We start from the raw sequence: 25,765 nt of genomic DNA on the forward strand, positions 1-25,765 counted from the left end.
AATTAAAACAGAAACTATGAAATATACTTTTTGGAATAATAAAGGTGGTACAGGAAAAACCAGTCTGTGCTTTCAAACAATTGCTGAATATGCTATTAGCAATCCGACACAAAAAATTTTATGTGTTGATCTTTGCCCACAAGCAAATTTAACAGAATTAATGTTGGGGGGGCTTCTTAATAATGGAAGTAGTAGATTAACAGAATTATGGGACGAGCCAATAAGAAGATCAATTGGAGGTTATTTTCAAGTAAGACTTTCGACACCTTATAATATACCTGCAATAAATATTAATAATTATATAGCTAAAGTTAATGACTATAACATAAATATTCCTGAAAATTTGGATATCATTGCTGGGGATAGAATAATAGAATTACAAGCAAACTCAATTTCAGCTCTATCTATAACTCAAATTCCAGGTGTCGATACATATGTTAAAGTAGTTAGTTGGCTTAGAGATTTGTTTGATTCGATAGAATCAGAAAATGAATATGATGTAATATTTATTGATACTAATCCTAGCTTTGCAATTTATACTCAAATTGCTATAACTGCAACAGAAAGATTAATTGTTCCCGTTATGGCAGATGATTCTTCTCGTAGAGCACTTAGTAATGTTTTTTCTCTTATTTATGGAATTAATTTACCTTCTAGCATTTACAATGATTATGCTTACAATACAAAAATAACTTCTGGTGGACTAGAACTTCCAAAAATACACCTTGTAGTTAAAAATAGACTTACACAATATATGGGGCCAGCATCGGCGTATTATTCTGTATTAACTTCTATTGATGAAGATATACAAAACATAATAGATCATTATCCTGAAATATTTACGTTTGATAGCTTAGCAGATGGGATATCTAATGTACGAGATTTTCAAACAACTGGAGTTGTCTCATTTGCAAAAGCCGTTCCTTTTACAAAACTATCAGTGGGAAGACATAATATTTTTGGCACTGAAACTCAAGTTAGACAAGATTATTTAAATAATTGTATTATAGCAATGGAATCTATAACTGAGAAATTGTAATCAATTATTATATGGTTATTTTTATAAATAAAATCTGCTTCACAGCATTTTTTGTTATTAGATTAAAATAATGAATGAAAATTTTATTTTAAGTAGCCCACAAACAAAAAAGCGAACCATTACTGGTTCGCTTTTCTTTGTCAATTGTTGTTGTCCGGGCTTATTCGCAGAGAATAATACCTTTATCGTTGTTAAATTCAAGAACGCCACTTTTGATCTCGTAGGAGAAAGCAGACTTGGCTTCTGTTTCTTTGGTCAGGTATTTTTCGTAAGCTGCACCGACTTTGTCTGTGTAGATCTTCACTTTACCGTTTACCAATGCAGAAACTATCGCCGCGTGGTTCTTAAAAATCTGGAACTGGCCGCTTTTCCCGGGAAGAAGAATAGAATCTACCTCGCCTTCAAAAACTACATATTCCGGAGTTAAAATTTTTATATTCATTTTTATGAAATTATAGATTGTAGATTTTAAATTATAAATTATTGCAATTTAATCTAAAATCTAAAATTTAACATTTAAAATTTCTTAAGCGTTTTCAGCCAACATTTTTTGTCCTGCAGCAATCGCTTCTTCTATAGTTCCTTTCAGGTTGAATGCTGCTTCAGGATACTGATCCAGCTCACCGTCGATGATCATATTAAATCCTTTGATGGTATCTTTGATATCTACCAAAGATCCCGGGATCCCTGTAAACTGCTCAGCAACGTGGAAAGGCTGAGATAAGAATCTCTGTACTTTTCTCGCTCTGTAAACTACCAATTTATCTTCTTCAGACAATTCTTCCATACCAAGGATCGCAATGATATCCTGCAATGCCTTATATCTCTGAAGAATTTCTTTTACTCTCTGTGCACAATTATAATGCTCTTCACCGATGATTTCCGGAGCCAGGATTCTGGACGTAGAAGCCAATGGATCTACTGCCGGATAAATACCTAATGAAGCGATTTTTCTATCTAATACCGTAGTTGCATCCAGGTGGGCAAATGTTGTAGCCGGAGCAGGGTCAGTTAAGTCATCCGCAGGTACGTAAACCGCCTGTACTGATGTAATTGAACCGTTTTTAGTAGAAGTAATTCTTTCCTGCATCGCACCCATTTCAGATGCTAAAGTTGGCTGGTAACCTACCGCTGAAGGCATACGGCCTAGAAGTGCAGACACCTCAGAACCAGCCTGTGTAAAACGGAAGATGTTATCTACGAAGAACAATACATCTCTACCTTGTCCTGTCTCTCCACCGTCTCTATAATATTCAGCCAAAGTCAAACCAGACAATGCTACTCTTGCTCTTGCTCCTGGCGGCTCATTCATCTGTCCGAAAACGAATGCAGCTTTGGATTCCTTCATTGCTTCCAAATCTACTTTGGAAAGATCCCAGCCTCCGTTTTCCATAGAGTGCATAAACTCGTCACCATATTTGATAATCCCGGATTCCAACATCTCTCTCAAAAGGTCATTTCCTTCTCTGGTTCTTTCTCCTACTCCTGCGAATACGGAAAGACCACCGTGTCCTTTTGCGATATTGTTGATCAATTCCTGAATCAATACTGTCTTACCTACACCGGCACCACCGAACAATCCGATTTTACCACCTTTTGCATAAGGCTCGATAAGGTCAATCACTTTGATACCTGTGAACAATACTTCTGCTGAAGTAGATAACTGGTCAAATTTTGGTGCTTCTCTGTGGATTGGCAAACCTCCTTCTTTTGACAAAGTCTGGATCCCGTCGATAGCATCACCTACCACGTTGAAAAGACGTCCGTTAACTTCTTCCCCTACTGGCATTGTGATTTGCTTACCTGTACCGGTAACTTCCTGACCTCTCTGAAGACCATCCGTAGCATCCATTGCGATACATCTTACCATATCTTCTCCAATGTGCTGCTCTACCTCCAGTACAACTTTTTCTCCGTTGTGCTTGATGATCTCTAAAGCGTCATATATTTTTGGTAATTCTTCAACTTCATTAAAAACCACGTCGATAACCGGTCCAATAATTTGTGAAATTTTTCCTTTAATTTGGTTTGCCATTACTAAATTTTTACTTGTGCGCAAAGATAATAAAAGTTTGCAAACGAGCATTGTCAGAAAAAAAGATTTTTATCATATTTGTATGACATTTATGAACACCCTATTAAGGTGTATTTTTACACGGGCAGATCTATTATCATCTGCTAAAAAATTCAGAATTTGAAAATCATCAGAGATCTTACAGATTACAAAGCCACAACACCATTAGCATTATCCCTGGGAATGTTTGACGGTGTGCATCTGGGGCATTTATCTATTATCAATACATTGAATGAAATCGCAGAAAAGGAAAATCTGGAGTCTGCCATCCTTAGCTTTTGGCCGCATCCGAGGAAATTCCTGAATCCGGATGATGATGTTAAAATGCTTAATACACTGGAAGAAAAATTAGAACTGCTTGAAAAAAGCGGCATTAAAAATATATTCTTAAAGACTTTTGACGAAGAATTCAGAAATCTGACAGGAACCGAATTCTGTGAAAAGATTTTGGTTGATCAACTCAATGTCAAACATATTATAATAGGACACGACCACACTTTCGGGAAAAACAAAAGCGGAAATTTCGAATTGCTGAAATCTTTATCTGAGGAATTGGGGTTTAAAGTCAATCAACTGGAAGCTGTTCAGACAAATGACCTTAATATCAGTTCTACAAAAATCAGAATCGCCTTGTCAGAAGGCAGAATCAAAGATGCTAATGGAATGCTGGGTTACAATTATCCTTTGACAGGAAAAGTGATTCACGGGAAAAAATTAGGCAGAACAATTGGTTATCCAACGGCGAATATAAAAGTTCCCATCAATAAATTATTGCCTAAAAAAGGTGCTTATATCGTTGAAGTCTGGATGGCCGGTCAATTTTATAAAGGAATGCTGAGCATCGGAACCAATCCTACAATCGACGATCAGAATGAATCCTTGCATACCGAAGTTTACATTTTGGATTTTGACGAGGATATTTATGGTAAAGAAATCACTATCAGATTTAGAGATTTCCTTCACAATGAAATCAAATTTCAAGGTCTGGAAAAGCTGATTGAAAAGTTGGATGAAGATAAAAGACTCACGGAAGTATTTCAGTTTAAGAAATAAAAAAAGGATAGCGATTGCTATCCTCTTATTTTATATTTTTCGATGAAACTTACTTCAAAGTAAACTTGATTTTCGTTCTGATATCAGAAGATGAACTTCCTACCAAAGCTTCGAAATCGCCTGGCTCAGCAACCCAATCGTGCTTTACCGGGTCGAAGAAACTCAAAGCAGATTTATCAACCGTGATAGAGACCTCTTTGGATTCTCCCGCTTTCAGATAAACTTTCTCGAATCCTTTCAACTCTTTCAAAGGTCTTGGCAACGAAGATTTCAAATCGCTGATATACAATTGCACAACCTCTGCTCCATCTACTTTACCTGTATTTTTAACATTAACCGTGAAAGTGATTTTATCATTCGCTGTCAATTCCGATTTATCAGCTTTTACTTTTCCGTATTCAAAAGTTGTATAGCTTAAGCCATGTCCAAAACTGAATAATGGTTTGATCTTTTTTGTATCGTGCCAACGGTAACCCACGAAAATACCTTCATTATAAGTAATGTTAACCGGATCTTTCAGATCTTTTCCTTTTCCGGCAGCCAATTCTGCTTTGTTACCCGGATATTCTCCCATAGCGTGTGCAGCGTTGTCTTCCAACTTGACAGGAAATGAAAACGGTAATTTTCCAGACGGATTAACATCACCAGCTAAAACTGCCGCGATAGCATGTCCGGCTTCTGAACCAAGATACCATGACTGTAAAACAGAAGGTACTTCTTTGATCCAAGGCATTGCAACGGCATTACCGGAAATCAGAACGACTGCCAGATTTTTATTGGCTTTTGATAATTCAGAAATCAGTTTATCCTGATTGTACGGTAAGCCATAGCTTTCTCTGTCCATTCCTTCTGCATCCTGACGATCGCTTTTATTGAGACCACCAACAAACACTACAAAATCCGCTTCCTTAGCTAATTTCACAGCTTCTGCAATCAATTCAGCAGAAGAACGGGTTTCTTTAAGATTCTGTCCGGATTTTACACCATTGTAATCGCCGCCGATATCGCCAACATAACCTCTGGCATAAACCACTTCAGCATGTTTACCGAAACGTTCTTTGATACCATCCAGCGGCAAAGTTTCGTATTTCACCTTCAGAGAAGAACTTCCACCGCCAACAGTCATCATTTTGATCGCATTCTCCCCTATTACTGCGATTTTTTTTGTTTTTGAAAGATTGATTGGCAATGTTGATTTTTGATTTTGCAAAAGAACGATTCCTTCCGAACCAATTTGTTTTGCCGCAGCACGATGTTCCTCAGAAGCAATGGATCCAAACGGTTTGTTTTTATTCATTGTCGTTTTATATGCCAGCCCTAACAAGCGTCTTACTTTATCATCCAGTTCCCTGGTACCGACTTTCCCGGATTTGATCAAATCAAGATAAGGCTTGGCTAGATAATAATTATCATAGGCATTGCTGGTTCCGGCAGACAGACCATTGGTCCACGTTCCGAATTCCAGATCCAGTCCGTTATGTATCGCCTGATTAGTGTCCAGAACAGCACCCCAATCCGAAATAACCACACCTTTATAACCCCATTCTCCCTTCAGAATGTCATTTAACAAATACTGATTATGGCTGGCATGCTGACCTTTATAAAGATCATAAGCCCCCATTATTGTCCAGGAATCACCTTCCTGAACTGCAGCTTTGAATGGTGGCAGATAAATCTCATACAACGCCCTGTCATCTACAATAACATTACTGGAATGTCTGAATGTCTCCTGATTATTCAATGCAAAATGCTTGACGCTTGTTGCAACGCCATTGGATTGTACACCTTTAATATATGGTACGACCATTTGAGAGGCTAAAAACGGATCTTCTCCCATATATTCGAAATTACGGCCGTTGAGTGGTGTTCTGTAAATATTGACACCCGGACCGAGCAGCACATCTTTTTTTCTGTATCTCGCTTCCTCGCCGAGAGATTTACCATAAATGGAAGACATATTTCTGTTCCACGTCGCAGCCAAAGCTGTAAGAGCCGGATAAGCAATAATAGAGTCATTGGTCCAGCCTGCCTGATCCCACTCATCCCAAAGCACTTCAGAACGGACACCATGAGGTCCGTCTGCTGTCCAAAATTCCGGAATCCCAAGTCTAGGAACACCGGGCGAACTGAATTTGGATTGTGCATGCAGCATTGCAATTTTTTCTTCCAAAGTCATCCTTGACAACGCATCTTCAATCCGTTGCTCCACAGGTTTGGAATCATCCAGATATACCGGTATTTTTTTCTGAGCCAGACCAAACTGCGTCATACAGGTAAGGACAGAACATAATAATATTTTTTTGATCATAAAATTTGCTCTTTACAAATTAAAATTTTCGAGTGACCAATATACAAATTATTTTATTATCTCATAATGAGAAAATAAATATTTCTAAATATCTGTGGGAATAATCAGCTCAATAATTAATTTCACAAATCCGTAGATGAACTCAGTATTAACAGTGAAAATAGGATTAACTATTAAGAATTTCGTCTCTTAGCTTTTTTGTTAGAGATCTGAAAACCAAATCGTAAGAATGGTCAATGAGTTTTAGAATCAATTCCTTTTTCAGACTTTCACAAACGATGGAATTCCAGTGCAGCTTGTTCATATGATAAGCACCGGAAATCTGAGGATGGGTTTCGCGAAGCTCTTCGCTCCATTCCGGATCAGCTTTTGCGGCAAAAGTTACAGGCTGTTTTTCTAGGGAAATCAAAAGAAACATCTTCCCACCAACCTTGAACACCAAAGTCTCATTATCAAAAGGGAAACTTTCTGTTACAGCTTTTTTTTGAAGGCAATATTCGCGGATGTCTTCTGCTTCCATTTGAATAGAGATTTAGAATTTGAAAGTATTCTTCGGAAGTTCTTTGTTAAAGTCGATTTTATTAATTATCATTACATAATCGCTTTCTTTTTTTGGTGAAGACGATTCGATTCTGTAAGCCATCAGGAGATTTCCGACTTTTTTGTAATCGGAATAAGTCAGGATCTCATCTTTCTTGATCTCACGGAACAACATGTAGTTTTTGACGTCGAAAAAGTAAATGGTTTTATTTACATTTTTTGTCAGCTCCACTTTGAAATAATATTGCTCACCTATTTTTTCTTTCCCTAGCAGTTCAGCTTCGAAACCTTTACTTTCCCAATCGATAAAGTCATTATCAAAATTTTCAGCAACGTAATCATTGTATTGCTGAAGCTTGTTCTGAGCATAGTTCATTGCATAACCGTTCTTTCCGTCAAAACCCTCAACAGGCGTTTCTTTTCCGCCCATTACAATTACTGTTTTTGTAAGATTAGGTCTCTGTTGATAAATCTTCACAGGATAAGAGTCATTTATGCCAAGGGTAACTCTTCCTTGTATCTGAACTGTATTGAGTAATTTCCAATTGGTAAGTCCACCGGAGTTTTCTATGTTTTTATCAATGATATCTTTAGCAGATTGAGCAGAAATAACGATAGAAAATATAATGGAAAATATAAGGATCAGTTTTTTCATTCAGAAATTTTAAGGTTGCTAAGATAAAATTTTCAATTGGCTTCTTGTCTTAAAGAACGTTAATTTTGAGATGAATAAGACCTAAATTAAATCAGTTTTTTAGCTTTCTCCAAATCTTCCGGCGTATCAATTCCGACACCTATAAAATCAGTTTCTATCATTTTGATACGTTTGCCATATTCCAGATAGCGCAGTTGCTCCAGTTTTTCAGAAGTTTCTAATGGCAAGATCGGAAGTTTCGAAAACTCCAGCAAAGCTTCTTTTCGGAAGGCATAAACGCCGATGTGTTTATAATATTTGACATCAAAATCTTGGTCACGCAGAAAAGGAATCACAGAACGGCTAAAATACAAAGCAAACCCATTATTATCCGTTATTACTTTCACATTATTTGGATTCTGAATTTCCTTTGATTCTTTCAATTCAATTTTCAATGAAGCTAAAGAAATTTCCTTTGTGTCATCATTAGAAAAAACGTCAATCAACTGCTTCAAGGGTTCTTTTTTAAGAAATGGTTCATCGCCTTGAATATTAATCACAATATCACAATCGATGTTTTGAACAGCTTCCGCAATCCTGTCGCTTCCCGTTTCGTGTTCGCCTGTCATTACCGATTTTCCGCCGTTTTCGGATATTTCATCAAAAATGATTTCGGAATCTGTAGCGACAAAAACTTCATCAAACAAACCGGTTTGCACAACATTTTGATAAGTGGTTGTAATGACTGTTTTGTTCCCTAAAATTTCCATTAATTTCCCCGGAAACCTTGTAGAATTGTAACGGGCAGGAATGACTGCGATGGTCTTCATTATTTGTATTGTTTTATAATTTGTTCCAATCGATCATCAGGTTCAAAATCAAGAACGTCAATTAGCTTAACTTTTTTAAAATCTTTATGAGAAGTATTGATTACGATATTCCAATTTTCAGGAACAACAGCAGAAGGAACTTTCAAACAAAGTTTTTCATCAGCATCAAACCAAGCATTTCCAATTTTTTGACAATCGGAATAGTTTCTGAAATCTCTCCAATTTTTGGATAATTCTGAAGTTTCAATATTTTGAAATTCTGCATTATTTGGAATTTTGATGACCATAATTCTAAAATCCTTATTAAATCCTAATCCTTTCCGATGAGCAAGAGTTTCCAAGTATGCAAGCGATATACTTTCCGAAGTATAAAGTACTTTTTTACCTTCCGAATTCCATCTTCCTTGCAATCCGCTTGCAAAAAGTGAATCTGAGTATTTTTTATGAACGATTCTGTAAACCAACATTGCTATACAGGATAACCCTGAGCTAGTTTTTCTATTTCCTCATAAATCAAATCTACACCACCAGAAGTAGAAATAAAATCGATTGGCTTATCATTAGAATTCCAAAAAGGACGGTTCATCCAAAGTGTAAACTCATCCAGATTTCCAAAAATCTCTTTTCCGAAGCTATAGAGATTGATTAATTTTAAAAGATGCTCGCTATAGATTGGATCCAAACCTTTTTCCTGGTCTCTGTAATTACTAATGGTTCTTGGAGAAAGATTAATAACCGATGCCAAAGTTTTTTCCGGCATCTTGATAGCATCTGCAAGAGAGTAAAAAACATCTGTTTTCAGACCTTCTCTTGCTTTTTTCAATAGTTTATAATCGTCTTGTATAGAAAACCGATTAAAAATAGAAGAACCGACATTGTAAGTCGCTATTGGCTCTTCTATTTTTGATTTTTTAGAATTTTCGTTTTGTTTATAATTTGCCATTTCTGTTTTTCTTCACACAAAGATAGAATTTTTTCTAAAACAAAAACGAATTTTTTCCATTTTATTTTAAAGTATCCAAAGCTTTTTCTAATTTCGGAAGACAATCTTTTATATCCTCCAAAGAACAACCGCCTACAGAAGCTCTGAACCAAGGCACTGATTTATCATTTCCAAAAGCAGAGAACGGAACCAAGGCCATTCCTGCATTATTGATTAAATAGAAAACCAAATCTGTAGAGTTTTCAATTTTGCTTCCGTCTGGAGCAGTTTTTCCAAGATAATCCAATTTGATAGTTAAATAAAGTGCGCCCATTGGCGAGATACTTTCCACTGTTAAACCTTTGGATTTCAATTCCTGGATTCCTGCATGAAGTTCTTTTAAACTTGTATTCAGTTTTTGTTTGTAATCGCTTAAGAATGCATCAACCGCAGAATTATCCGCTAAAAACTCAGCCACAGCTTCCTGTTCCGGTTTTGGCGCCCAGGCTCCAACGTGCGTCAAGAGAGCTTTCATCTTATCAATGACCAAACTTGGCCCGAATCCCCAACCTACCCTGACACCTGTCGCTGCGAAACATTTGGAAGTGCCGTCAACATAAATCGTGTAATCTTTCATTTCTGGGAAAAGACTTACCGGATTATAATGGTCTGCACCAAAAGTCAGCATTGCATAGATCTGGTCATACATCAGGTAAAGCGGCTTTTGGTCTTCGCCTCTTTTTTTATTTTCCTCTAAAACCAATTCGCAAATCTCAGACAATTGCTCTTTTGTAAACATTGTTCCAGTTGGATTCAGCGGAGAACAAAGACAAAGCAAAACAGCACCGTCAACATAAGGACGAAGATCATCTGCAGTCGGTAAAAAATTATTGGATTCCTGCGTCTGCACTTCAACTGCGTTGGCAGTCGTCAAATAAGCGTAATGATTGTTATTCCATGAAGGAATCGGGTAAATCACTTTATCGCCCTCGTCAACAATCGTTTTGAAAATCGCATAAATCAAAGGCCTGGAACCAGCCGTAATCAAAATATCATTGGCAGAATAATCCAGATTCCAACGCTTTTTAAGATCATTGCTTACGGAAGTTCTCAGAGACTGCAAACCGTTTGCTGGCGGATAATTGGTTAGATTATTTTGATAAGCTTTCTCAATTCCCTGTTTCAATTCGGATGGAATTGGATAGATATTAGAGTTAAGATCACCGATGGTGAGATTTGAAATTTGTGCACCTTTCGCTTTCAGGTCATTTACTTCATTTCCGATTTTGATAATTTCTGAACCAATCAGGTTAGATGCGAGTTTAGATACTTTCACTTAATTATTTTTTGATGTTGTCCCGGAACTCCATCCGGATTTTTACTTTTTATGATTTGCAAATTTGTTAAATGTAGCGGATTAATTCAACTTACACAACAAAAAAAGTCCCCAACACTAAATCGCTTCAGTAATTGAGAACTTTAGGTTAAAAATATTTTATATTATATTTTTTCTAATAAAAATTTTCAATTACAAATTGAGATCCTGTTTCACTTTAGCGATTTTCTCTTCAAGCTTAGGCAACTTTGCTACAAAATCTTCTTTGGAAGAGATGCTATCTTTTACGGAAACATAGAATTTGATTTTAGGCTCAGTTCCTGAAGGACGAACACAAACTTTAGTTCCATCTTGAGTATAGAAAATCAATACGTTAGACTTTGGAATATCGTCCATTACTTTTTTCTCATTTTTAGAAACGATGAAATTAGTCTGCTCTTTGAAATCCTTCACTTCTTCCACAGGAGAACCTGCAATTTCTTTTGGAGGATTACTTCTGAAATCACTCATCATTTGGGTAATTTCCTCAGCTCCGGTTCTACCCTTTCTTACGACATTAATCAAACCTTCATAATAGAAACCAACTTCTTTATAGATGTCGATCATATATTCGTAAACCGTTGTTCCATTTGCTTTGCACCAAGCAGCGATTTCACAAGCCGTCAAAATCGAACCACAAGAATCTTTATCACGAACGAAATCTCCGGTCATAAAACCGAAACTTTCCTCACCTCCGCAAATGAATTTTTCCTGACCTTCAAAATCACGAATCATCTTTCCAATCCACTTGAAACCAGTCAATCCAACTTTGCAGTCCACTCCGAATTTCTCTGCAACATCAAAGAAAATATAAGAAGTCACAATTGTAGAACCAATAAATTCTTTTCCGGTAATTTTACCAGCTTTTTTCCATTGGTCAAGGATATAATAAGTTAAGATTGTATTGGTTTGATTTCCGTTCAGAAGTTGCATTTCGCCTTCAAGGTTTCTTACAGCAATTCCCAATCTGTCGCCGTCCGGGTCTGTTCCGATAACGATATCAGCATTGGTAATTCTCGCCAGATCCATTGCCATAGAAAGCGCTGCAGGTTCTTCCGGATTTGGAGAAGCAACTGTTGGGAAATTTCCGCTTGGAATCATTTGCTCCTTAACCAAATCCAATTTGGTAAATCCTGCTTTTTTCAATGCTTTTGGAACAGTTGTATAAGTTGTTCCGTGGATGGATGTGAACACGATGTTCAGATTGTCTCTTCCAACATTTTGATAAAGAGAGTTTTCCATACAAGCATCGATGTAAACATCATCCTGGTCTTCGCCAACCCATTCGATTAAATCATCATTTCCATTGAATTTGATGTCTTCAAACTTAGTTGCGTAAACTTCTCTGATGATATTTTCGTCGTCTGGCGGAACGATTTGCGCACCGTCATTCCAATACACTTTATAACCGTTATATTCAGGCGGATTGTGAGAAGCCGTCAAAACGATTCCCGCATTACATTTTTTATCACGAACAGTGAAAGACAATTCCGGCGTTGGACGATGTTCTTTGAACAACAGAACTTTGATTCCGTTGGCTGTCAAAACATCAGCAACTATTTTCCCGAATTCTTTCGAGTTATTACGAACGTCATAAGCAATAGCTACTTTGATTTCGCCTGAAAACTGCTGATGAAGATAATTCGCAAGTCCTTGAGTAGCCTGCCCTAATGTGTATTTATTTAAACGATTAGTTCCAACACCCATTACGCCACGCATTCCTCCGGTTCCGAATTCTAATTCTCTGTAAAAAGAATCTTCCAAATCCGGTGAATTAGAATCGATTAAAGTCTGTACAGCATTTCTTGTTTCTTCATCAAATGCTTCTCCAAGCCAAAGTTTTGCTTTATCTAATGTTGATAATTCTGACATTATTTATAGTTTTTTGTTTAATTAATTTTCTTGTTTTCCAAAGTCGCTTTTTCAGTTACTTTCAGTTTTTTCGAAGGATTTCCGTAATAAATCAACTTTGATGTATTACCGATTTTTCCTTTGATTTCCTCATCCACATTCAGTTCCGCGTAGTTTCCGTTCTGAGACTCGATTTCCAAATCTTTGATATACCAATACGGCGAAATAATACTTGCAGTATCTTTGATATTAAGCTTTGCCAAAGTCGTTTTCCCCAACAGATTAGCCCGGCTTTTGTTCGCCATTTCTATCTCTGCCTTCTCTGAAATCACTGAACCGATAAATTTAGCATTATCTTTTAAATGAAGAGCGAAATTTTCAACTTTCATCTGGCTTGAGATGTTAAGTTCTACAGAATCAGCGATTTTAATCACATCAAAAGGGTTTTTTCCATAAATCGTGATGTTATAAAAATCAACTTTATCCGTTTCACTTTTCTCTGAGATGGACAGGTTTTTATCTTTAACTTCAATATTCAGATTATCAAAGAAATTCGGATAAGTTTCTACATTCACAAAGTTGTGTGGACTTTGAACGTAAAATACACGAAATTTCCCTTTCAAATCAAGTTTTGAAAATTCAGAGAGTTCGATATCTTTTGATTGGATTTCTCCTTTTGGAGAGACTTTTCCGCAGGAGATTATTGTGAAAATTGTTACTATGTAAAAAAAATTTTTCATAAATTTAGAAGCCTTTTATTATCAGCTCATTGATTGTAAAATATATTATCGGTAAAATAATTATTAGGTTTACAAAAAGTAAAATGATTGAAACTTTTCTTTTTGTATGCTTTAAAATTTGCTTTTCAAAAATAAAATTGAAAATTATTAATAAAATCAAAAGTAAAAACCAAAAACTTTCATCTTTAATGGCTTTTGGAAATTCTTCTCTGACTCTAAAAGTTTTAAATACACGATAATCAAAATAAATCGAATAAAAAACATTTAACAATATCAGAATAACTTTTTGAAACCCTTTATTCACAATCCTAATCTAATATTTTATTCGAAGCAATTTACAATTTTTTCAGAAATCAGAAGATGACTTTAATCAAAAAGAAAGTCCGCCGTATCTCACGAAACTTCCCAATAACAGCATCAAAACACCAATTGTTGTAACCGACAAAATGTGAAAAGCCATTAATGGTAAGGTTTTAACCGTCAGTTTTGGAATTACGAAGAAATTAGCGCTGATTGCAAATAGTACGGTTGTTAGAAGTAAAATCAATTTCAAAGAAATCACAGTTTCTATAGGATTCGAAAAATGAAACCAATTTGAAAATCCAATTCCGAATTGATAAGACATCCAAACTCCGGTAATAACCATCAGGAATAAAGCAGGAATTCCTGTTTTCTCATATTTTTTTTCGAAATCTAGAAGCAATTTCACATCTTTCTTTTTGAGAACCTGAGGCAAAATTGTTACTGACAAAATCAAATGTCCGCCAACCCAAACACATGCACCCAAAAGATGGAGAATCAATAGCAAATGATGACTCATATCTAAATCAATTCTTCGATATGATAATTCTTATGTTCGCGATTTGTCCGGATAATCAGTTCGCCTAAGAATCCTGCAACGAATAATAGACTTCCCAAAATCATCATTGTCAAAGCAATAAAGAACCAAGGATTATTGGCAATCAGATTGCCGTAGATTTTGAAAATATAGACGTCAATCAGTTTTGAAATGCCTAACCAAATGGCAGATAAAAACCCGATAATAAACATCAAAGTTCCAGCTGCGCCAAAGAAATGCATCGGTCTTCCGCCGAATCTGCTGACAAACCAAAGGGTTACCAAATCCAGAAATCCACGAACAAAACGTTCAGTTCCAAATTTCGATGTTCCATAAGGTCTTGCCTGATGCTGAACAGGTTTCTCCGTAATATTTCTGAAACCTGCATTAGCCGCCAAAACCGGAATATAACGGTGCATATCGCCATAAACATCGATTGATTTTACGACTTGCTTTCTGTAAGCTTTCAGTCCGCAATTGAAATCGTGAAGCGAAACGCCGGAAACTTTTCTTGCCGCTGCATTGAAGAGTTTTGAAGGAATATTTTTGGTCATCACATTATCGAAACGTTTCTTTTTCCAGCCGGAAACGATGTCGTAATTCCCTGCAGTTACCATTTCGTAAAGTTCAGGAATCTCTTCCGGAAAATCCTGTAAATCTGCATCCATTGTAATAATCACATCGCCATTTACTTTTTCGAAAGCTGCGTGAAGTGCCTGAGATTTTCCGTAATTTTTTGAGAATTTAATCCCGTGAATCTGAGGGTGCTGGATTTTCAGATTTTCAATAATGGACCAAGACAAATCCGTGCTTCCGTCATCAATGAACCAGACTTCGTAGGATAATTTATTGTTTCGGCAAACGTTGTCTATTCTGGTGAACAATTCCTCCAAAGAGTCTTGTTCGTTAAGCAATGGGACGATTATAGAAAGGTTCATATTTTATAATTAAAATGTTAGATTTAAAATATCAGATGTAGAATTTTAATTTTTGAGATTTAATTATTAATTTAAATAAACCTCTTAATTAATTATAATCCAATATCTTACTCGTATCGTTTTTTGTTTTTTAAAAATCCCGCAATAATAATGGACAAAAGTAAATAAAACAAAACAAATCCACCAAAAACCGCAGACAAAAACTGAAAGGAAAAATAGTTTCGTTTTTCTTTCTGGGCCATTTCTCTTGCTACTTTCGCATTTTTATAATCTGTTTCCAGTTCTTTTATTTTGGTTTGATCTTTAAGATTGGCTGCTTCCAGTTTTTTCTGCTGATAAGCTTCGTCCAGATTGTTTAATTCTGTCTGAATATATTGATGACTCAACATATCTCTGGCGTCAGTATCTACATAATTCAGGAATGCGAAAATAGACATGATTGATAAAAAACCTCCGACGAACAAAGTCAGAAAACATTGTTTAAAGGCCTGTGGATAAGTGATTTTATTATTTCCGCGCAACCAAAGAACAGATAAGAATCCGCCTAAAACATATAAAAATGTCATACCGAAAGCATTGACTTTCATACTGGTATCGAAATAACTGGCGTCTGCAAAAAAATAATACACAACGAAGAAAACCAGCATTGTTGCTAAATATAAACCAAAGCCTACAGCTAAAGGATTTTTTGTCATAATTTTTTTTATTTTTTTTAAAAGCAGAAAATTTTAATTTAATGTTTTTGATAATCAATACCTTGAACACAAACAAAATTCTTTTCTCTTTTTTCTTTTCTCTTTTTTCTTAAAATTCCTATCTTTGTACCGGCAAGTCCTAAACAACCAGCTCCTGAGAATCCTCCAGGGTGGGAACGCAGCAAAGGTAATTGGTCGTAGCGGTGTGATTTAGGTAGCTTGCCATTTTTTGTATCTATACATTAAGAAATTCTGAGATTAAATAATTTCCAAATCAATTTAATCTCAGAATTTTTTTTATTTAAAATTCAAACTCCTCTCCCAGTTTTGGCAAAGTAAACTGGATGTTCTTATCCGAGAAATGTTTCTTGGCTTCGTCATGATTGATTTCAATAGGAGGGAAAGTGTCGAAATGGCATCCGATTACTTTAGGCGTTTTCAATAATTCTGATGCCGCAAAAGCTGCTTTTCTGGGACACATTGTATAATGTTTTCCGACTGGAAGGATTGACAAGTCTAAAGTCCCGAAAACCTGCGGAAACAGGCTCATTTCTGAACTTACACCAGTATCTCCTGCCAAATACAGATTCCTTTTATCCGAAAATCTGAAAATATAACCGGCTGCCAAACCTCCGTAACTTCCGTCTGGGAAAGAACTTGTGTGTAATGCCGGAACCATAGAGATTTTCAAACCATCCAACTTCGCAGAACCTCCGAAATTGATATCGATATTATTGGAATGTCCAAAATATCCGCAAATCTCCGGCTGCCCGATAACTGTTGCTTCAGGATGATTTTCAAGAACTTCTTTCACATCAGCGATATGATCGCCATGCGCATGTGTAATCAAAACATAATCGATTTTCTGGGCTTTGATGTCAAATCCAGATTCCTCTTTCTGGTAGTTATAAAAAGGGTCCGAAAGAATGGTCTTTCCGTTGTATGTGAACAAAAAACAATTTTGTCCAAGGAATTTTATTTTCATTTTTTTAGATTATTAATTGAAATAATTAAGTCCGAAAGCTGTCAGAACAGCCATCAGAAAAGTTAAGATCCCAACTTGCTTCAAGAATGGGTCAAGCATTTTCGGTTCTTTTACGGCCATTATACTTCTCCTTATTTTCATAAAAGGAAATATCAATATCATCACAATGAATGGATAATAAATACCTTTTTGCTGAAATCCGTTATACATCAGGAAAGCCAGCATTAATAAGATTGGTAGTTGTAAAAGGATAATTTCATAAATCATTGCATTCCTGAAGCCTAATCTCAATGCTAAAGTCTTCTTTCCAGCCAATTCGTCATTGACAATATCCCGCATATTATTCAGATTCAGGACAGCCATACTTAGCATTCCGACAGCTGTTGCAGGAAATAATAAATCCCAGCTGAAAGATTTGGTAAACAGAAAATAACTGCCGCAAACCGAAACCAATCCGAAAAAGATAAACACAAAAATATCGCCCAATCCCATATATCCGTAAGGTTTTTTCCCAACTGTATAACCAATTGCCGCCAAAATACAAGCAATTCCCAATCCAACGAAAATCCAGAATTCTCTAATATTTGCAGGATAAAAAGCAAGATACAATAAAGCAACCGTTGCTATTAAAGATAATATTGATAACAAAACCACAGCGTTTCTCATTTGAGTTGCCGTAATTTTTCCGGATGCTACAGCTCTCTGTTCCGCTTCTCCTATTCTGTTCTTGTCGGTTCCTTTTACACCGTCGCCATAATCGTTGGCAAAGTTGGAAAGCACCTGATATAATAATGTTACCAACAGCGCTAAAGCGAAAATTCTCCAATCCCAAGTTCCTCCATTTTCAGAAAGTCTCCATTTTGCAATGAAACTTCCCATAATTATTCCACTCATAGAAAGTGGTAAAGTTCTAAGCCTTGCGGCTTGTATCCAATGTTCCATTTATTTTATTTCTGTGGCTTTTAAAGTCATTTTTTTTGCACCGAAATCTGCACTGTTTTTCAATTCGAAATCAATAGAATTATCTTTGAATGAAACCGTCATCCAATGAGAATGTGGTGTTTCCAGATAAATTGTTTTCAGCTCCAAAGTGTTTTCATCTCTCCAGCGGAAACTGTTTGTGATTTTTGCAGGATAAAGTTTGTAGCTATCCGTTAATGATCTTTTATCCGAAGTTGGCTGAATCCTCATTGTTTCCTGCTGATTCCATTTTCCGGAAGTGAATCTGAAAGGATATGATTTTCCGTCAATCACTAATTTCACTTCTAATTTTTCGCCTTTTGAAATGAATGAAACGGATTGATATTTGTCGCTATTATCAGCGAAAGAATAAGTTTTATTGATTTTAGGGAAGATTTCACTTTTCAAAGATTCAATGGAAATATTATTTTCCAGATTTTTTAATTTCTGATAAGCTAATTTGTTTTCCGCAAGTGTTTTTGTATCAAAAGCAGGTAAAAGATTATCCCAAACAACATTCAATTCTTCCTGTAGATTATTACTTTCTGCTGTGATAATAACAACCGCATCCTCATCCGGCAAAACCAACATATATTGTCCGTAAGCACCATCACCACGGAAAGAATTGAAACGACTTCTCCACATCTGATAGCCATAACCCTGAACCCAGTCGTTTTCGCTTTTCAGCTTTTCACCGGCATTTGGATTTTGTAAAATATGTACAGAACTGGCTTCATTAATCCAATCTTCAGAGATAATCTGCTTTCCGTTCCATTTTCCTTTCTGGAGAAAAAGCTGGGCAAATTTTGCCATATCTTCGGTCTTTACACGCAATCCCCAACCTCCTGTATTGACGCCTTGCGAATTATTTTCCCAATCATAATCTTTGATTCCAAGCGGGTCAAACAATCTAGGTTTCAGATAATCCGCAACAGTCTGCCCGGTCACTTTCTGGATAATTGCCGAAAGCATAAATGTGGCTAACGAACTGTAATTGAATTTACTTCCCGGTTTATTATCAATCGGAACAGCCAGATAAGCCTTTACCCAATCGTTTTCACTTCCACGGATGAATTCAGGTTCCTTTTCCATTCCTGATGCCATTGTCAGGAGATTCTGAATTGATAATTCTTTAAGATTATCACTGATTTCTGAAGGTTGTTTATCCGGAAAAAACGAAATGACCTTATCTGTAACTTTCAACCTATTTTCCTGAACGGCAAAACCAATTGCCGTCGCAGTAAAACTCTTGCTGCAGGAATACAATCTGTTCTTCAAATCTTTCTGATAAGGATTCCAATATACTTCCGAAACCACTTTCCCGTGTCTCAAAAGCATAAAACTGTGAAATTCCGTTGATTCTATTTTATTTGCAGCCGTCAGAAATTTTATAATTGCTTCCGAAGAAATCCCTTCTTTTTCAGGAATGCTTTTTTGCAAAGGAGTCTGAGCAGACAACAGCGCACAAGCAAAAGCCATCTGTGGCAATATTGTTTTTCTGCAAATAAAAGATGAATGGAACATAAGCAATTGTTCTGTTTATTTATTAATTAAGAAATCCACTGGTCGTCTCCGAAATTCGGCTTACGCTTTTCTAGGAAAGCATTTCTACCTTCCTTCGCTTCTTCTGTCATATAAGCTAAACGCGTTGCTTCACCAGCGAAAATCTGCTGACCTACCATCCCGTCGTCTGTCAGATTCATCGCAAATTTTAACATCCTGATGGATGTTGGAGATTTAGCAAGTATTTCCTGCGCCCATTCGTAGGCGGTATTTTCCAATTCTGCATGAGGAATAACGGCGTTGACCATTCCCATATCAGCAGCTTCCTGAGCCGAATAATTTCTTCCTAAAAAGAAAATTTCTCTGGCTTTTTTCTGACCAACCATTTTCGCCAAATAAGCAGAACCATAACCACCGTCAAAACTTGTAACATCAGCATCGGTTTGTTTGAAAATTGCGTGCTCTTCACTCGCCAAAGTCAAATCACAAACCACGTGAAGCGAATGTCCGCCACCAACTGCCCAACCATTAACAACAGCAATCACCGCTTTTGGCATAAAACGAATCAAACGCTGAACTTCCAAAATATTGAGACGATGTCTTCCGTCTTCTCCAACGTAACCCTGATGTCCACGTGCTTTTTGGTCGCCACCGCTGCAAAAAGCGTGACCGCCGTCCTTCGGACTTGGACCTTCGCCTGTCAACAAAACTACTCCGATTGACGAATCTTCGTAAGCGTCATAAAAAGCATCGTAAAGTTCTGAGGTTGTTTTTGGTCGGAAAGCGTTTCTGACTTCTGGTCTGTTGATAGCGATTCTTGCGACGCCATTTGACTTTTTATAGGTAATATCTTGGTATTCTTTGACGGTCTTCCAGTCTGCCATTTTTTGAAAATTTTAGAGTGTAAATATACGCAGAACAGATGTTGTTTCAAAAGGAAATCAATGAAACGTTTTATTGGAATGCGAAAGGGATAGTAGCGGTTATCCTTTTTTGCATGGGCAAAAGCTTGGGCAAAAAAGATATTAGCGGATAGCCCGACCCGCTTGTTTTGTTTGCCTTGAAGAAAATTTCTTTTGCGACCAAAACGTAAAAGGCAAATAAAACAAAGGGTTACGCCCCAATAAAAAAGCTCCGGAAAAATCCAGAGCTTATAAATTATTTTGAAATCAATTTATTCTACAACTTTGATAGCGCTTGCCAAAAATCTGGTTTCAGTTTTTAGTTCTGTGATAGCGTCGATTTCTGCCTGAGATTTTTTGGCATCTTCAGCGTAATGTTGCAATTCTTTTACAGAAGTGGTTTTGCTTTCTGCACTGCCTTCCAAAACTACCGTTTTACCTTCCAAGGCTGTTGGAACGAAGAATGCATAATCTTTCATCTTAACGAAGATTGTTTCTCCTGAATCTGTTGCGAGGCTTACCCAACATCCTTTTTTCGGACAAACACCGGTTACTTTTCCTTTTACGGAAGTTTTGGCAATTTTTGGTGTTGATTTTAATTCTTTGTTCAGTTCGTCTGTAGAGATCGCCTTCCTAACCGACTTTGCAGAAACATCTTTACCATAGAACTCGCCCACTTTTGCATCACCGGCTGGCGGAGCAGATTGTGCAAAAGCCGAAACAGACAACCCTGTCAATACGAATGCAAACAATATATTTTTCATAATCAATGATTTATTTTTAATGCTGTAAATTTAGAAAATTAATTAAAATGAAAATATTTATTTTTTGATGTAACGAAAGAGACTTTCCGGTTGTCTTATCTTATATAAATTCAAAATCCTCTAAAATTTGTACTTATAAAATTTATACTTATGAAAATAAAACTTTTATCTCTGATTCTTTTGGCTTCTGTAGGAAATTTCTCTTGCATACAGACCAAAAATGGCTCTAATGACGTGATGTTTTCTCACATTCTTTCCGATGCCGGCAAAGGTGAAGTGATTGAGAAATCTTATTCTGTAGACTTTGACGAATTACAGATTTCCACTTCACTGAATGCAGAAGTTTATAAATCTGACCAGGAAAAAATCGTTGTTTATGCTCCTTCTGATCTGATGCAATATGTCATTGTAAAACAAGACGGAAGAAAAGTGCAGGTAAAAATCGAGTCCAAAGGCATGAAAAGCATATCTACCGACAGAATAAAAATTAAGGTGTATGCTAAAGATTTTGACAGATTGGCAGCCAACTCCAGCGGAAGTATTGTTCTGAAAGATGCTTTCAAATTTTCTGACCTTGATGTGAAGGTATCAAGCTCGGGAAGCATCAAAGGAAATATCAGCGGAAACAACATCAACATCCAGGCTTCCAGCAGCGGCGATTATAACGGAGAGGTGAACGCCAAAACTCTGAATATGCAGACCTCGTCTTCCGGCGGAATCAGCATCAAAGGAAAAGTGGACAGCGTGAGTGCTCAGGCTTCTTCCTCGGGAGATATCAAAGCGGAAAACTTGACAGCCGACAGTGCAGTTCTGACAACGTCGTCCTCGGCTGATATAACAATTGGAGTCCGTCAAAACCTTACCGCAAGCGCATCTTCCAGCGGAGACATCAATGTTATCAAGAGAGGGGAACTGAATAAAGTGACCAAAAACGAAAGCAGCTCCGGATCTGTTAATATCCGATAATTCATTATATTATATTATTTTCTTTCAAAAACGAGAAGAGCCTTGAAAATTTCAAGGCTCTTTTTATTTGGCTTTAGTTAAATCCGATTAGTTGAATTTAATAATATCTTCCATTTTTGCAGTTTCTTCGTTTACCAACTCATCATCCACAAGGATTTTCCCGGAATGCTCATCGATAATGATTTTCTTTCTCTGCGCTATTTCCATCTGCTTTTGCGGCGGAATGGTGAAGAACGAACCTTTCGGTGCTCCTCTTTCCAGACCTACAACTGCAAGACCTGTAGAAGAACCCTGACGGATTCTCTGATAAGAGACCAAAAGTCTTTCATCAATTTTCTCGGCAAACTCTTTAGATTTTTCTAACAGATAGTCTTCTTCTTTCTGAGTTTCAGCGATCAGTGTGTCCAGTTCGCTTTTTTTATGAGAAAGATGATTTTTAAGTTCATCAATTTTATTAGTAAGATCCAATAAAGTTTCTTTTTTATGATCGATTCTGCCTCCGAATTCTTTGATTCTTTTTTCAGCAAGCTGGATCTCCAGTTCCTGATACTCCACTTCTTTTGCTAATGCTTCGAATTCTTTGTTATTTCTAACATTATCTTGCTGCGTCTTATATTTTTCAATAAGGTTGTGCGCTTGTTTCATCAACTCTTTTTTAGCGTTGATTTCAGCATTCTGCTCAGCAATTTCGGATTCGAATTTTTGGGCTCTTTTTTCAAGACCTTCAATTTCTATCTCAAGATCTTCCACTTCAATCGGCAATTCGCCTCTTGTATTGCGAATCTCATCCAAACGGGAATCGATGATTTGCAAATCGTAAAGAGCTCTTAATTTTTCTTCAACAGAAATTTCGTTTACTTTAGCCATATCTATATAAAATAATTAACAGGATTTGTTTTTATTGTCGTTTTAGCGATGGCAAAGGTAGTAAATTTTTCGGACAAAATTTCAAATAATTGTTGAACCACAAATTGTTCCGACTCAAAATGTCCAATGTCACAAATCAGCATTTTTTCTTCTCCTGAAAAGAAATCATGATACTTGACATCTCCCGTGAGGTATGCATCACATTTTACCGCTAAAGCCGCTTTGATACCACTGGCTCCGCTTCCGCCCAAAACACCTACTCTCTTAATTTTTTTCTGGGTTAAAGGATTGTGTCTGATGACATTAATATTAAATTTTTCTTTTACAAATGTTAGAAACCCGGTTTCATCCATCTCCGTTTCCAAATCTCCAAATCTTCCCAAACCTGTATATTGATTATCATTATCGAGAGCAATCAATTGATAAGCCACTTCCTCATACGGATGATTCTGCTGCATTGCAAAGAGAATTTGGTTTTTTTTATAATCTTCAAAAATCACAGAAAGCAAAACTTCTTTTGCATTTTCTCTTTCATTTTGATTTCCAACAACCGGATTTGAACCTTCCAAAGCTCGGAAAGTTCCGTTTCCATCGATCGAAAAACTGCATTCATCATAGAAACCAATATTTCCAGCTCCAGCTTCAAACATAGCATTTTTCAAATTCTCAGCAGCATCAACAGGAACATAAACCTCCAGTTTTTTTAATTGATTTTGTTTAGGCAACAGGATTTTTTGATCCTTTACACCCAGAATTTCGCATATCTTAAAATTAACCCCAAAATAATCATTATCAAATGCTGTATGAATCGCATAGATTGCAATTTTATTTTCTAAAGCTTTCAGAACCGCTTTCTCAACATAATTCTTTCCCGTGATTGATTTTAAACCTGAAAAAATAATCGGATGAAAACAAAGAACCAGATTAAAATCCTTTTTGATCGCTTCATCTATAACGGATTCCAAAGCATCGTGCGCAATCAGGATACCGGAAATTTCCCGATCGGGATTTCCACAAAGTAATCCAACATTATCAAAATCTTCAGCTTGTCTTGCTGGGATTATTTGCTCAAAATCTTTAATAAACTCTTTGATTTTCATTTGAATTAATATTTTTATCTGATAAACAACCGGTCATCAAAAGTAAACTTTTCTATCTTCTTTATTTTTATTCCAGAAAAATCCTGGTGTCTCGGATTAATGATATAATTAAACTCGCCCTGAACAGCAGCAGAAGGAATCTTCAAAATGAGAAATTTTCTTTCTTTAAGAAATCTGTCTCCGATTTTCTGAGTATCGTGAATATGAGGAAAACTGTTCCAATCCTTCGGAAGGCGTTTTGGTTCCAGAAAATCAATATCCGGAATCTCAATATGAGTCAAACGATAATCCTTTGGCAAAATCCCTAAAGGAATATGAACCGCAATCTCTGCCACACAAAGCGCAATAGACTGAGCCGTATAAAGTGCTGCATTTCCTTTGCTGTTCCATCTTCCGCCAGCTATCTCTGCACCTTTCCCGCTAAGATCATCCGCATAGATCTCCTTGCTGAGCCTGTAAACGATCATTGGGATTATGCTAAAATGCCGTGTTCTATCCGCGTAAGCTCATCCATAAGAAGAGAAATTCCAAAGCTGCTGCCCAGTAAATCCTGGGGTTTTGTTCTTCCCAATGCCATATTCTCCGTCTGCAACCAAATCAAAAAACCATCGGCCGAACCAAAAACTTCTTCTCCTCTTTTGTAAAGGATTTCTATCTGCAGGATTTTTTCGGACTGTAGCGTATCAAAAGATTTCTCTTCTTTTTGGTAACGGGACAAAGTCTTTGCGGAAATATGAAGAAAATCCGCCCACTCCTGCATTGTAAAAGGGAATTTTTTTGTAATATTATCGAATATCTTGAAGGATATCCCATGCTTTGCAATATCCATTAGTCGAAACAATCCTGCATCATCAAAGTTTTGATAACCATAGGCTGCTATAGGCTCATTAACTATATCCGAATGTGCTTTGGAAGGTGCGTATTTTTTCATTTGTAATTTTTTCTTCTACAAATATAAGACTTTTGTCTACAAAATAAAGACTTTTGTCTCGTTTTTTATTGTTTTTTGATTTAATTCTTTTGACTATCTTCATTTAATATTTTTAATCAATGAAAGTAAAACCAGAATTTGATCTTATTCCAGAAGATGGCTGGCGAAAAAAAATTTACGAAACCGTTTATTTATCGGATACTAAAGCTGGTAAGATATTCGATATAAGCCTGCTGATATTAATTATTTTCAGTACCGTTCTGCTGATGGTAGAAACCATACCCATCATCAAATTACAATATTATAAAGAATTCTACTACGCCGAATTTTATATTACAATAATATTTACGATAGAATATATTCTGAGGATAATCTGCATCAAAGACAGAGAAGAGTATATTTTCAGTCCACTTGGAATCATTGATTTTCTTTCCATTATTCCTTTCTACATCAGTCTATTTTTTCCAGTTTGGCATTTTGTGGCCATTATCAGAATATTGAGAATACTGAGGGTCTTCAGGATTTTTAATCTGGCAGACTATATGCACGATGGCCGTTTTATTGTTTCTGCACTCAGGCACAGTTCGAGAAAAATTTATATTTTTCTTTTGTTTATGGTTATTTTCATCGTTATAATAGGGGCACTTATGTATGTTGTGGAAGGTGGAAAAAATGGATTCAGCAGTATTCCGCAAAGTGTTTATTGGGCGGTGGTTACTATCACAACCGTCGGATATGGCGACATATCTCCGGCAACACCACTTGGAAAATTATTATCAATTATAGTAATGCTTTGCGGTTATAGTATTATCGCTGTTCCTACAGGTATCGTGACCTCAGAATTCCGAAAACGTAGGGGAAGTGATATCCAATGCAGCCGCTGCGGCAATGAAGACAATGAAGACAATGCACGTTTTTGTAAGATCTGTGGTGAAAAAATAATATAATAA

Annotated in this window: 27 protein-coding genes and 1 other RNA gene; 5 read left to right on the forward strand and 23 right to left on the reverse strand. The window is 36.5% G+C overall.

What is annotated here, in order from left to right; genetic code table 11:
* Positions 1-16: 16 nt before the first annotated feature.
* Positions 17-1,039, forward strand: a complete 1,023-nt coding sequence (locus tag BUA97_RS14935; RefSeq protein WP_072999753.1) for a ParA family protein — start codon at positions 17-19, stop codon at positions 1,037-1,039.
* Between the two features lie 160 nt (positions 1,040-1,199).
* On the opposite strand, the gene BUA97_RS14940 is transcribed toward BUA97_RS14935, so the two are convergent.
* Positions 1,200-1,481, reverse strand: coding sequence for a FoF1 ATP synthase subunit delta/epsilon (locus tag BUA97_RS14940; protein WP_072999756.1), 282 nt, complete (start codon positions 1,479-1,481; stop codon positions 1,200-1,202).
* 84 nt (positions 1,482-1,565) lie between these two features.
* On the reverse strand, positions 1,566-3,074 hold the full coding sequence (gene atpD, locus BUA97_RS14945) for a F0F1 ATP synthase subunit beta (protein ID WP_072999758.1): 1,509 nt from the start codon (positions 3,072-3,074) through the stop codon (positions 1,566-1,568).
* Positions 3,075-3,233: 159 nt separating this feature from the next.
* On the opposite strand from atpD, the gene BUA97_RS14950 reads away from it, so the two are divergent.
* Complete coding sequence (locus tag BUA97_RS14950; RefSeq protein ID WP_072999760.1) at positions 3,234-4,166, forward strand: bifunctional riboflavin kinase/FAD synthetase; 933 nt, start codon at positions 3,234-3,236, stop codon at positions 4,164-4,166.
* Positions 4,167-4,215: 49 nt separating this feature from the next.
* On the opposite strand, the gene BUA97_RS14955 is transcribed toward BUA97_RS14950, so the two are convergent.
* From BUA97_RS14955 to BUA97_RS15015, 12 genes are all read right to left on the reverse strand, one after another.
* The gene (locus tag BUA97_RS14955; protein WP_072999762.1) at positions 4,216-6,474 is read right to left on the reverse strand and encodes a glycoside hydrolase family 3 C-terminal domain-containing protein; all 2,259 of its coding nucleotides are present in this window, start codon (positions 6,472-6,474) and stop codon (positions 4,216-4,218) included.
* 166 nt (positions 6,475-6,640) lie between these two features.
* Positions 6,641-6,994, reverse strand: coding sequence for an MmcQ/YjbR family DNA-binding protein (locus tag BUA97_RS14960; protein ID WP_072999764.1), 354 nt, complete (start codon positions 6,992-6,994; stop codon positions 6,641-6,643).
* A gap of 12 nt (positions 6,995-7,006) precedes the next feature.
* A complete protein-coding gene (locus BUA97_RS14965) occupies positions 7,007-7,669 on the reverse strand; it encodes a histidine kinase (protein WP_072999767.1) in 663 nt (220 codons plus the stop codon).
* 86 nt (positions 7,670-7,755) lie between these two features.
* Positions 7,756-8,478, reverse strand: a complete 723-nt coding sequence (gene kdsB / locus BUA97_RS14970) for a 3-deoxy-manno-octulosonate cytidylyltransferase (protein WP_072999770.1) — start codon at positions 8,476-8,478, stop codon at positions 7,756-7,758.
* Positions 8,478-8,945, reverse strand: coding sequence for an RES family NAD+ phosphorylase (locus BUA97_RS14975; RefSeq protein WP_072999772.1), 468 nt, complete (start codon positions 8,943-8,945; stop codon positions 8,478-8,480). The genes kdsB and BUA97_RS14975 overlap by 1 nt, the downstream gene beginning before the upstream one ends.
* Before the next feature lie 2 nt (positions 8,946-8,947).
* Positions 8,948-9,421: an antitoxin Xre-like helix-turn-helix domain-containing protein gene (locus BUA97_RS14980; protein ID WP_072999774.1), complete on the reverse strand. Its 474-nt coding sequence runs from the start codon at positions 9,419-9,421 to the stop codon at positions 8,948-8,950.
* Positions 9,422-9,482: 61 nt separating this feature from the next.
* Positions 9,483-10,736 (reverse strand): pyridoxal phosphate-dependent aminotransferase, encoded by a 1,254-nt coding sequence (locus BUA97_RS14985; RefSeq protein WP_072999776.1) that lies wholly within the window; start codon positions 10,734-10,736, stop codon positions 9,483-9,485.
* 192 nt (positions 10,737-10,928) lie between these two features.
* Positions 10,929-12,647 (reverse strand): phospho-sugar mutase, encoded by a 1,719-nt coding sequence (locus BUA97_RS14990; RefSeq protein WP_072999778.1) that lies wholly within the window; start codon positions 12,645-12,647, stop codon positions 10,929-10,931.
* Positions 12,648-12,664: 17 nt separating this feature from the next.
* Entirely contained in the window at positions 12,665-13,366 is a 702-nt protein-coding gene (locus BUA97_RS14995) for a GIN domain-containing protein (protein WP_072999780.1), read from the reverse strand.
* A 370-nt stretch (positions 13,367-13,736) separates the two neighbouring features.
* Entirely contained in the window at positions 13,737-14,186 is a 450-nt protein-coding gene (locus BUA97_RS15005; protein WP_072999785.1) for a copper resistance protein CopD, read from the reverse strand.
* Between the two features lie 2 nt (positions 14,187-14,188).
* The gene (locus tag BUA97_RS15010) at positions 14,189-15,142 is read right to left on the reverse strand and encodes a glycosyltransferase family 2 protein (RefSeq protein ID WP_072999787.1); all 954 of its coding nucleotides are present in this window, start codon (positions 15,140-15,142) and stop codon (positions 14,189-14,191) included.
* Between the two features lie 107 nt (positions 15,143-15,249).
* Positions 15,250-15,837: a DUF4199 domain-containing protein gene (locus tag BUA97_RS15015; RefSeq protein WP_072999790.1), complete on the reverse strand. Its 588-nt coding sequence runs from the start codon at positions 15,835-15,837 to the stop codon at positions 15,250-15,252.
* Positions 15,838-15,967: 130 nt separating this feature from the next.
* Here BUA97_RS15015 and ffs point away from each other — a divergent pair.
* An RNA gene (gene ffs, locus BUA97_RS15020) (signal recognition particle sRNA small type) lies at positions 15,968-16,065 on the forward strand.
* A 73-nt stretch (positions 16,066-16,138) separates the two neighbouring features.
* On the opposite strand, the gene BUA97_RS15025 is transcribed toward ffs, so the two are convergent.
* The 5 genes from BUA97_RS15025 to BUA97_RS15045 all read right to left on the reverse strand — a co-directional run bounded on the left by BUA97_RS15025 (position 16,139) and on the right by BUA97_RS15045 (position 20,951).
* Positions 16,139-16,822 (reverse strand): metal-dependent hydrolase, encoded by a 684-nt coding sequence (locus BUA97_RS15025; protein WP_072999791.1) that lies wholly within the window; start codon positions 16,820-16,822, stop codon positions 16,139-16,141.
* A gap of 12 nt (positions 16,823-16,834) precedes the next feature.
* Complete coding sequence (gene menA / locus BUA97_RS15030) at positions 16,835-17,764, reverse strand: 1,4-dihydroxy-2-naphthoate octaprenyltransferase (protein WP_072999794.1); 930 nt, start codon at positions 17,762-17,764, stop codon at positions 16,835-16,837.
* A complete protein-coding gene (locus tag BUA97_RS15035) occupies positions 17,765-19,306 on the reverse strand; it encodes a serine hydrolase domain-containing protein (RefSeq protein ID WP_084081357.1) in 1,542 nt (513 codons plus the stop codon).
* Between the two features lie 26 nt (positions 19,307-19,332).
* Complete coding sequence (locus BUA97_RS15040; RefSeq protein WP_072999799.1) at positions 19,333-20,169, reverse strand: 1,4-dihydroxy-2-naphthoyl-CoA synthase; 837 nt, start codon at positions 20,167-20,169, stop codon at positions 19,333-19,335.
* Between the two features lie 290 nt (positions 20,170-20,459).
* A complete protein-coding gene (locus BUA97_RS15045; protein ID WP_072999801.1) occupies positions 20,460-20,951 on the reverse strand; it encodes a DUF4920 domain-containing protein in 492 nt (163 codons plus the stop codon).
* Positions 20,952-21,101: 150 nt separating this feature from the next.
* On the opposite strand from BUA97_RS15045, the gene BUA97_RS15050 reads away from it, so the two are divergent.
* A complete protein-coding gene (locus tag BUA97_RS15050) occupies positions 21,102-21,917 on the forward strand; it encodes a head GIN domain-containing protein (protein ID WP_084081358.1) in 816 nt (271 codons plus the stop codon).
* Between the two features lie 87 nt (positions 21,918-22,004).
* Here the strand turns inward: BUA97_RS15050 and BUA97_RS15055 are convergent, their stop codons facing one another.
* From BUA97_RS15055 to parS, 4 genes are read right to left on the reverse strand one after another with little or no spacing between them, the layout of a single operon-like run.
* Entirely contained in the window at positions 22,005-22,784 is a 780-nt protein-coding gene (locus tag BUA97_RS15055; protein ID WP_072999804.1) for a zinc ribbon domain-containing protein, read from the reverse strand.
* Between the two features lie 2 nt (positions 22,785-22,786).
* Positions 22,787-23,884: a Nif3-like dinuclear metal center hexameric protein gene (locus BUA97_RS15060; protein ID WP_072999806.1), complete on the reverse strand. Its 1,098-nt coding sequence runs from the start codon at positions 23,882-23,884 to the stop codon at positions 22,787-22,789.
* Positions 23,885-23,898: 14 nt separating this feature from the next.
* On the reverse strand, positions 23,899-24,351 hold the full coding sequence (locus BUA97_RS15065) for an RES family NAD+ phosphorylase (protein WP_072999808.1): 453 nt from the start codon (positions 24,349-24,351) through the stop codon (positions 23,899-23,901).
* Positions 24,352-24,356: 5 nt separating this feature from the next.
* A complete protein-coding gene (parS, locus tag BUA97_RS15070) occupies positions 24,357-24,815 on the reverse strand; it encodes a type II RES/Xre toxin-antitoxin system antitoxin (protein ID WP_084081359.1) in 459 nt (152 codons plus the stop codon).
* Positions 24,816-24,934: 119 nt separating this feature from the next.
* Between parS and BUA97_RS15075 the strand changes: the two genes are divergently transcribed.
* Positions 24,935-25,762 carry an ion transporter gene (locus tag BUA97_RS15075; protein ID WP_072999810.1) on the forward strand — a complete coding sequence of 276 codons (828 nt, stop codon included), beginning with the start codon at positions 24,935-24,937 and terminating at the stop codon, positions 25,760-25,762.
* Positions 25,763-25,765: the final 3 nt, after the last annotated feature.

Origin of the sequence: Epilithonimonas mollis, assembly GCF_900142325.1 — a bacterium.
GTDB lineage: Bacteria > Bacteroidota > Bacteroidia > Flavobacteriales > Weeksellaceae > Epilithonimonas > Epilithonimonas mollis.

What these genes read in the sequence shown, in the direction of transcription:
- BUA97_RS14955 (WP_072999762.1), bottom strand. Translation starts at nt 6,474, where the DNA reads ATGATCAAAAAAATATTATTATGTTCTGTCCTTACCTGTATGACGCAG.
- BUA97_RS15045 (WP_072999801.1), bottom strand. Translation starts at nt 20,951, where the DNA reads ATGAAAAATATATTGTTTGCATTCGTATTGACAGGGTTGTCTGTTTCG.
- BUA97_RS15040 (WP_072999799.1), bottom strand. Translation starts at nt 20,169, where the DNA reads ATGGCAGACTGGAAGACCGTCAAAGAATACCAAGATATTACCTATAAA.
- parS (WP_084081359.1), bottom strand. Translation starts at nt 24,815, where the DNA reads ATGAAAAAATACGCACCTTCCAAAGCACATTCGGATATAGTTAATGAG.
- BUA97_RS14940 (WP_072999756.1), bottom strand. Translation starts at nt 1,481, where the DNA reads ATGAATATAAAAATTTTAACTCCGGAATATGTAGTTTTTGAAGGCGAG.
- BUA97_RS15055 (WP_072999804.1), bottom strand. Translation starts at nt 22,784, where the DNA reads ATGGCTAAAGTAAACGAAATTTCTGTTGAAGAAAAATTAAGAGCTCTT.
- BUA97_RS15060 (WP_072999806.1), bottom strand. Translation starts at nt 23,884, where the DNA reads ATGAAAATCAAAGAGTTTATTAAAGATTTTGAGCAAATAATCCCAGCA.
- BUA97_RS15075 (WP_072999810.1), top strand. Translation starts at nt 24,935, where the DNA reads ATGAAAGTAAAACCAGAATTTGATCTTATTCCAGAAGATGGCTGGCGA.
- BUA97_RS14935 (WP_072999753.1), top strand. Translation starts at nt 17, where the DNA reads ATGAAATATACTTTTTGGAATAATAAAGGTGGTACAGGAAAAACCAGT.
- BUA97_RS14975 (WP_072999772.1), bottom strand. Translation starts at nt 8,945, where the DNA reads ATGTTGGTTTACAGAATCGTTCATAAAAAATACTCAGATTCACTTTTT.
- menA (WP_072999794.1), bottom strand. Translation starts at nt 17,764, where the DNA reads ATGGAACATTGGATACAAGCCGCAAGGCTTAGAACTTTACCACTTTCT.
- BUA97_RS15025 (WP_072999791.1), bottom strand. Translation starts at nt 16,822, where the DNA reads ATGAAAATAAAATTCCTTGGACAAAATTGTTTTTTGTTCACATACAAC.
- BUA97_RS15035 (WP_084081357.1), bottom strand. Translation starts at nt 19,306, where the DNA reads ATGTTCCATTCATCTTTTATTTGCAGAAAAACAATATTGCCACAGATG.
- BUA97_RS14965 (WP_072999767.1), bottom strand. Translation starts at nt 7,669, where the DNA reads ATGAAAAAACTGATCCTTATATTTTCCATTATATTTTCTATCGTTATT.
- atpD (WP_072999758.1), bottom strand. Translation starts at nt 3,074, where the DNA reads ATGGCAAACCAAATTAAAGGAAAAATTTCACAAATTATTGGACCGGTT.
- BUA97_RS14960 (WP_072999764.1), bottom strand. Translation starts at nt 6,994, where the DNA reads ATGGAAGCAGAAGACATCCGCGAATATTGCCTTCAAAAAAAAGCTGTA.
- BUA97_RS14990 (WP_072999778.1), bottom strand. Translation starts at nt 12,647, where the DNA reads ATGTCAGAATTATCAACATTAGATAAAGCAAAACTTTGGCTTGGAGAA.
- BUA97_RS15005 (WP_072999785.1), bottom strand. Translation starts at nt 14,186, where the DNA reads ATGAGTCATCATTTGCTATTGATTCTCCATCTTTTGGGTGCATGTGTT.
- BUA97_RS15010 (WP_072999787.1), bottom strand. Translation starts at nt 15,142, where the DNA reads ATGAACCTTTCTATAATCGTCCCATTGCTTAACGAACAAGACTCTTTG.
- BUA97_RS14980 (WP_072999774.1), bottom strand. Translation starts at nt 9,421, where the DNA reads ATGGCAAATTATAAACAAAACGAAAATTCTAAAAAATCAAAAATAGAA.
- BUA97_RS14995 (WP_072999780.1), bottom strand. Translation starts at nt 13,366, where the DNA reads ATGAAAAATTTTTTTTACATAGTAACAATTTTCACAATAATCTCCTGC.
- kdsB (WP_072999770.1), bottom strand. Translation starts at nt 8,478, where the DNA reads ATGAAGACCATCGCAGTCATTCCTGCCCGTTACAATTCTACAAGGTTT.
- BUA97_RS15050 (WP_084081358.1), top strand. Translation starts at nt 21,102, where the DNA reads ATGAAAATAAAACTTTTATCTCTGATTCTTTTGGCTTCTGTAGGAAAT.
- BUA97_RS15065 (WP_072999808.1), bottom strand. Translation starts at nt 24,351, where the DNA reads ATGATCGTTTACAGGCTCAGCAAGGAGATCTATGCGGATGATCTTAGC.
- BUA97_RS15015 (WP_072999790.1), bottom strand. Translation starts at nt 15,837, where the DNA reads ATGACAAAAAATCCTTTAGCTGTAGGCTTTGGTTTATATTTAGCAACA.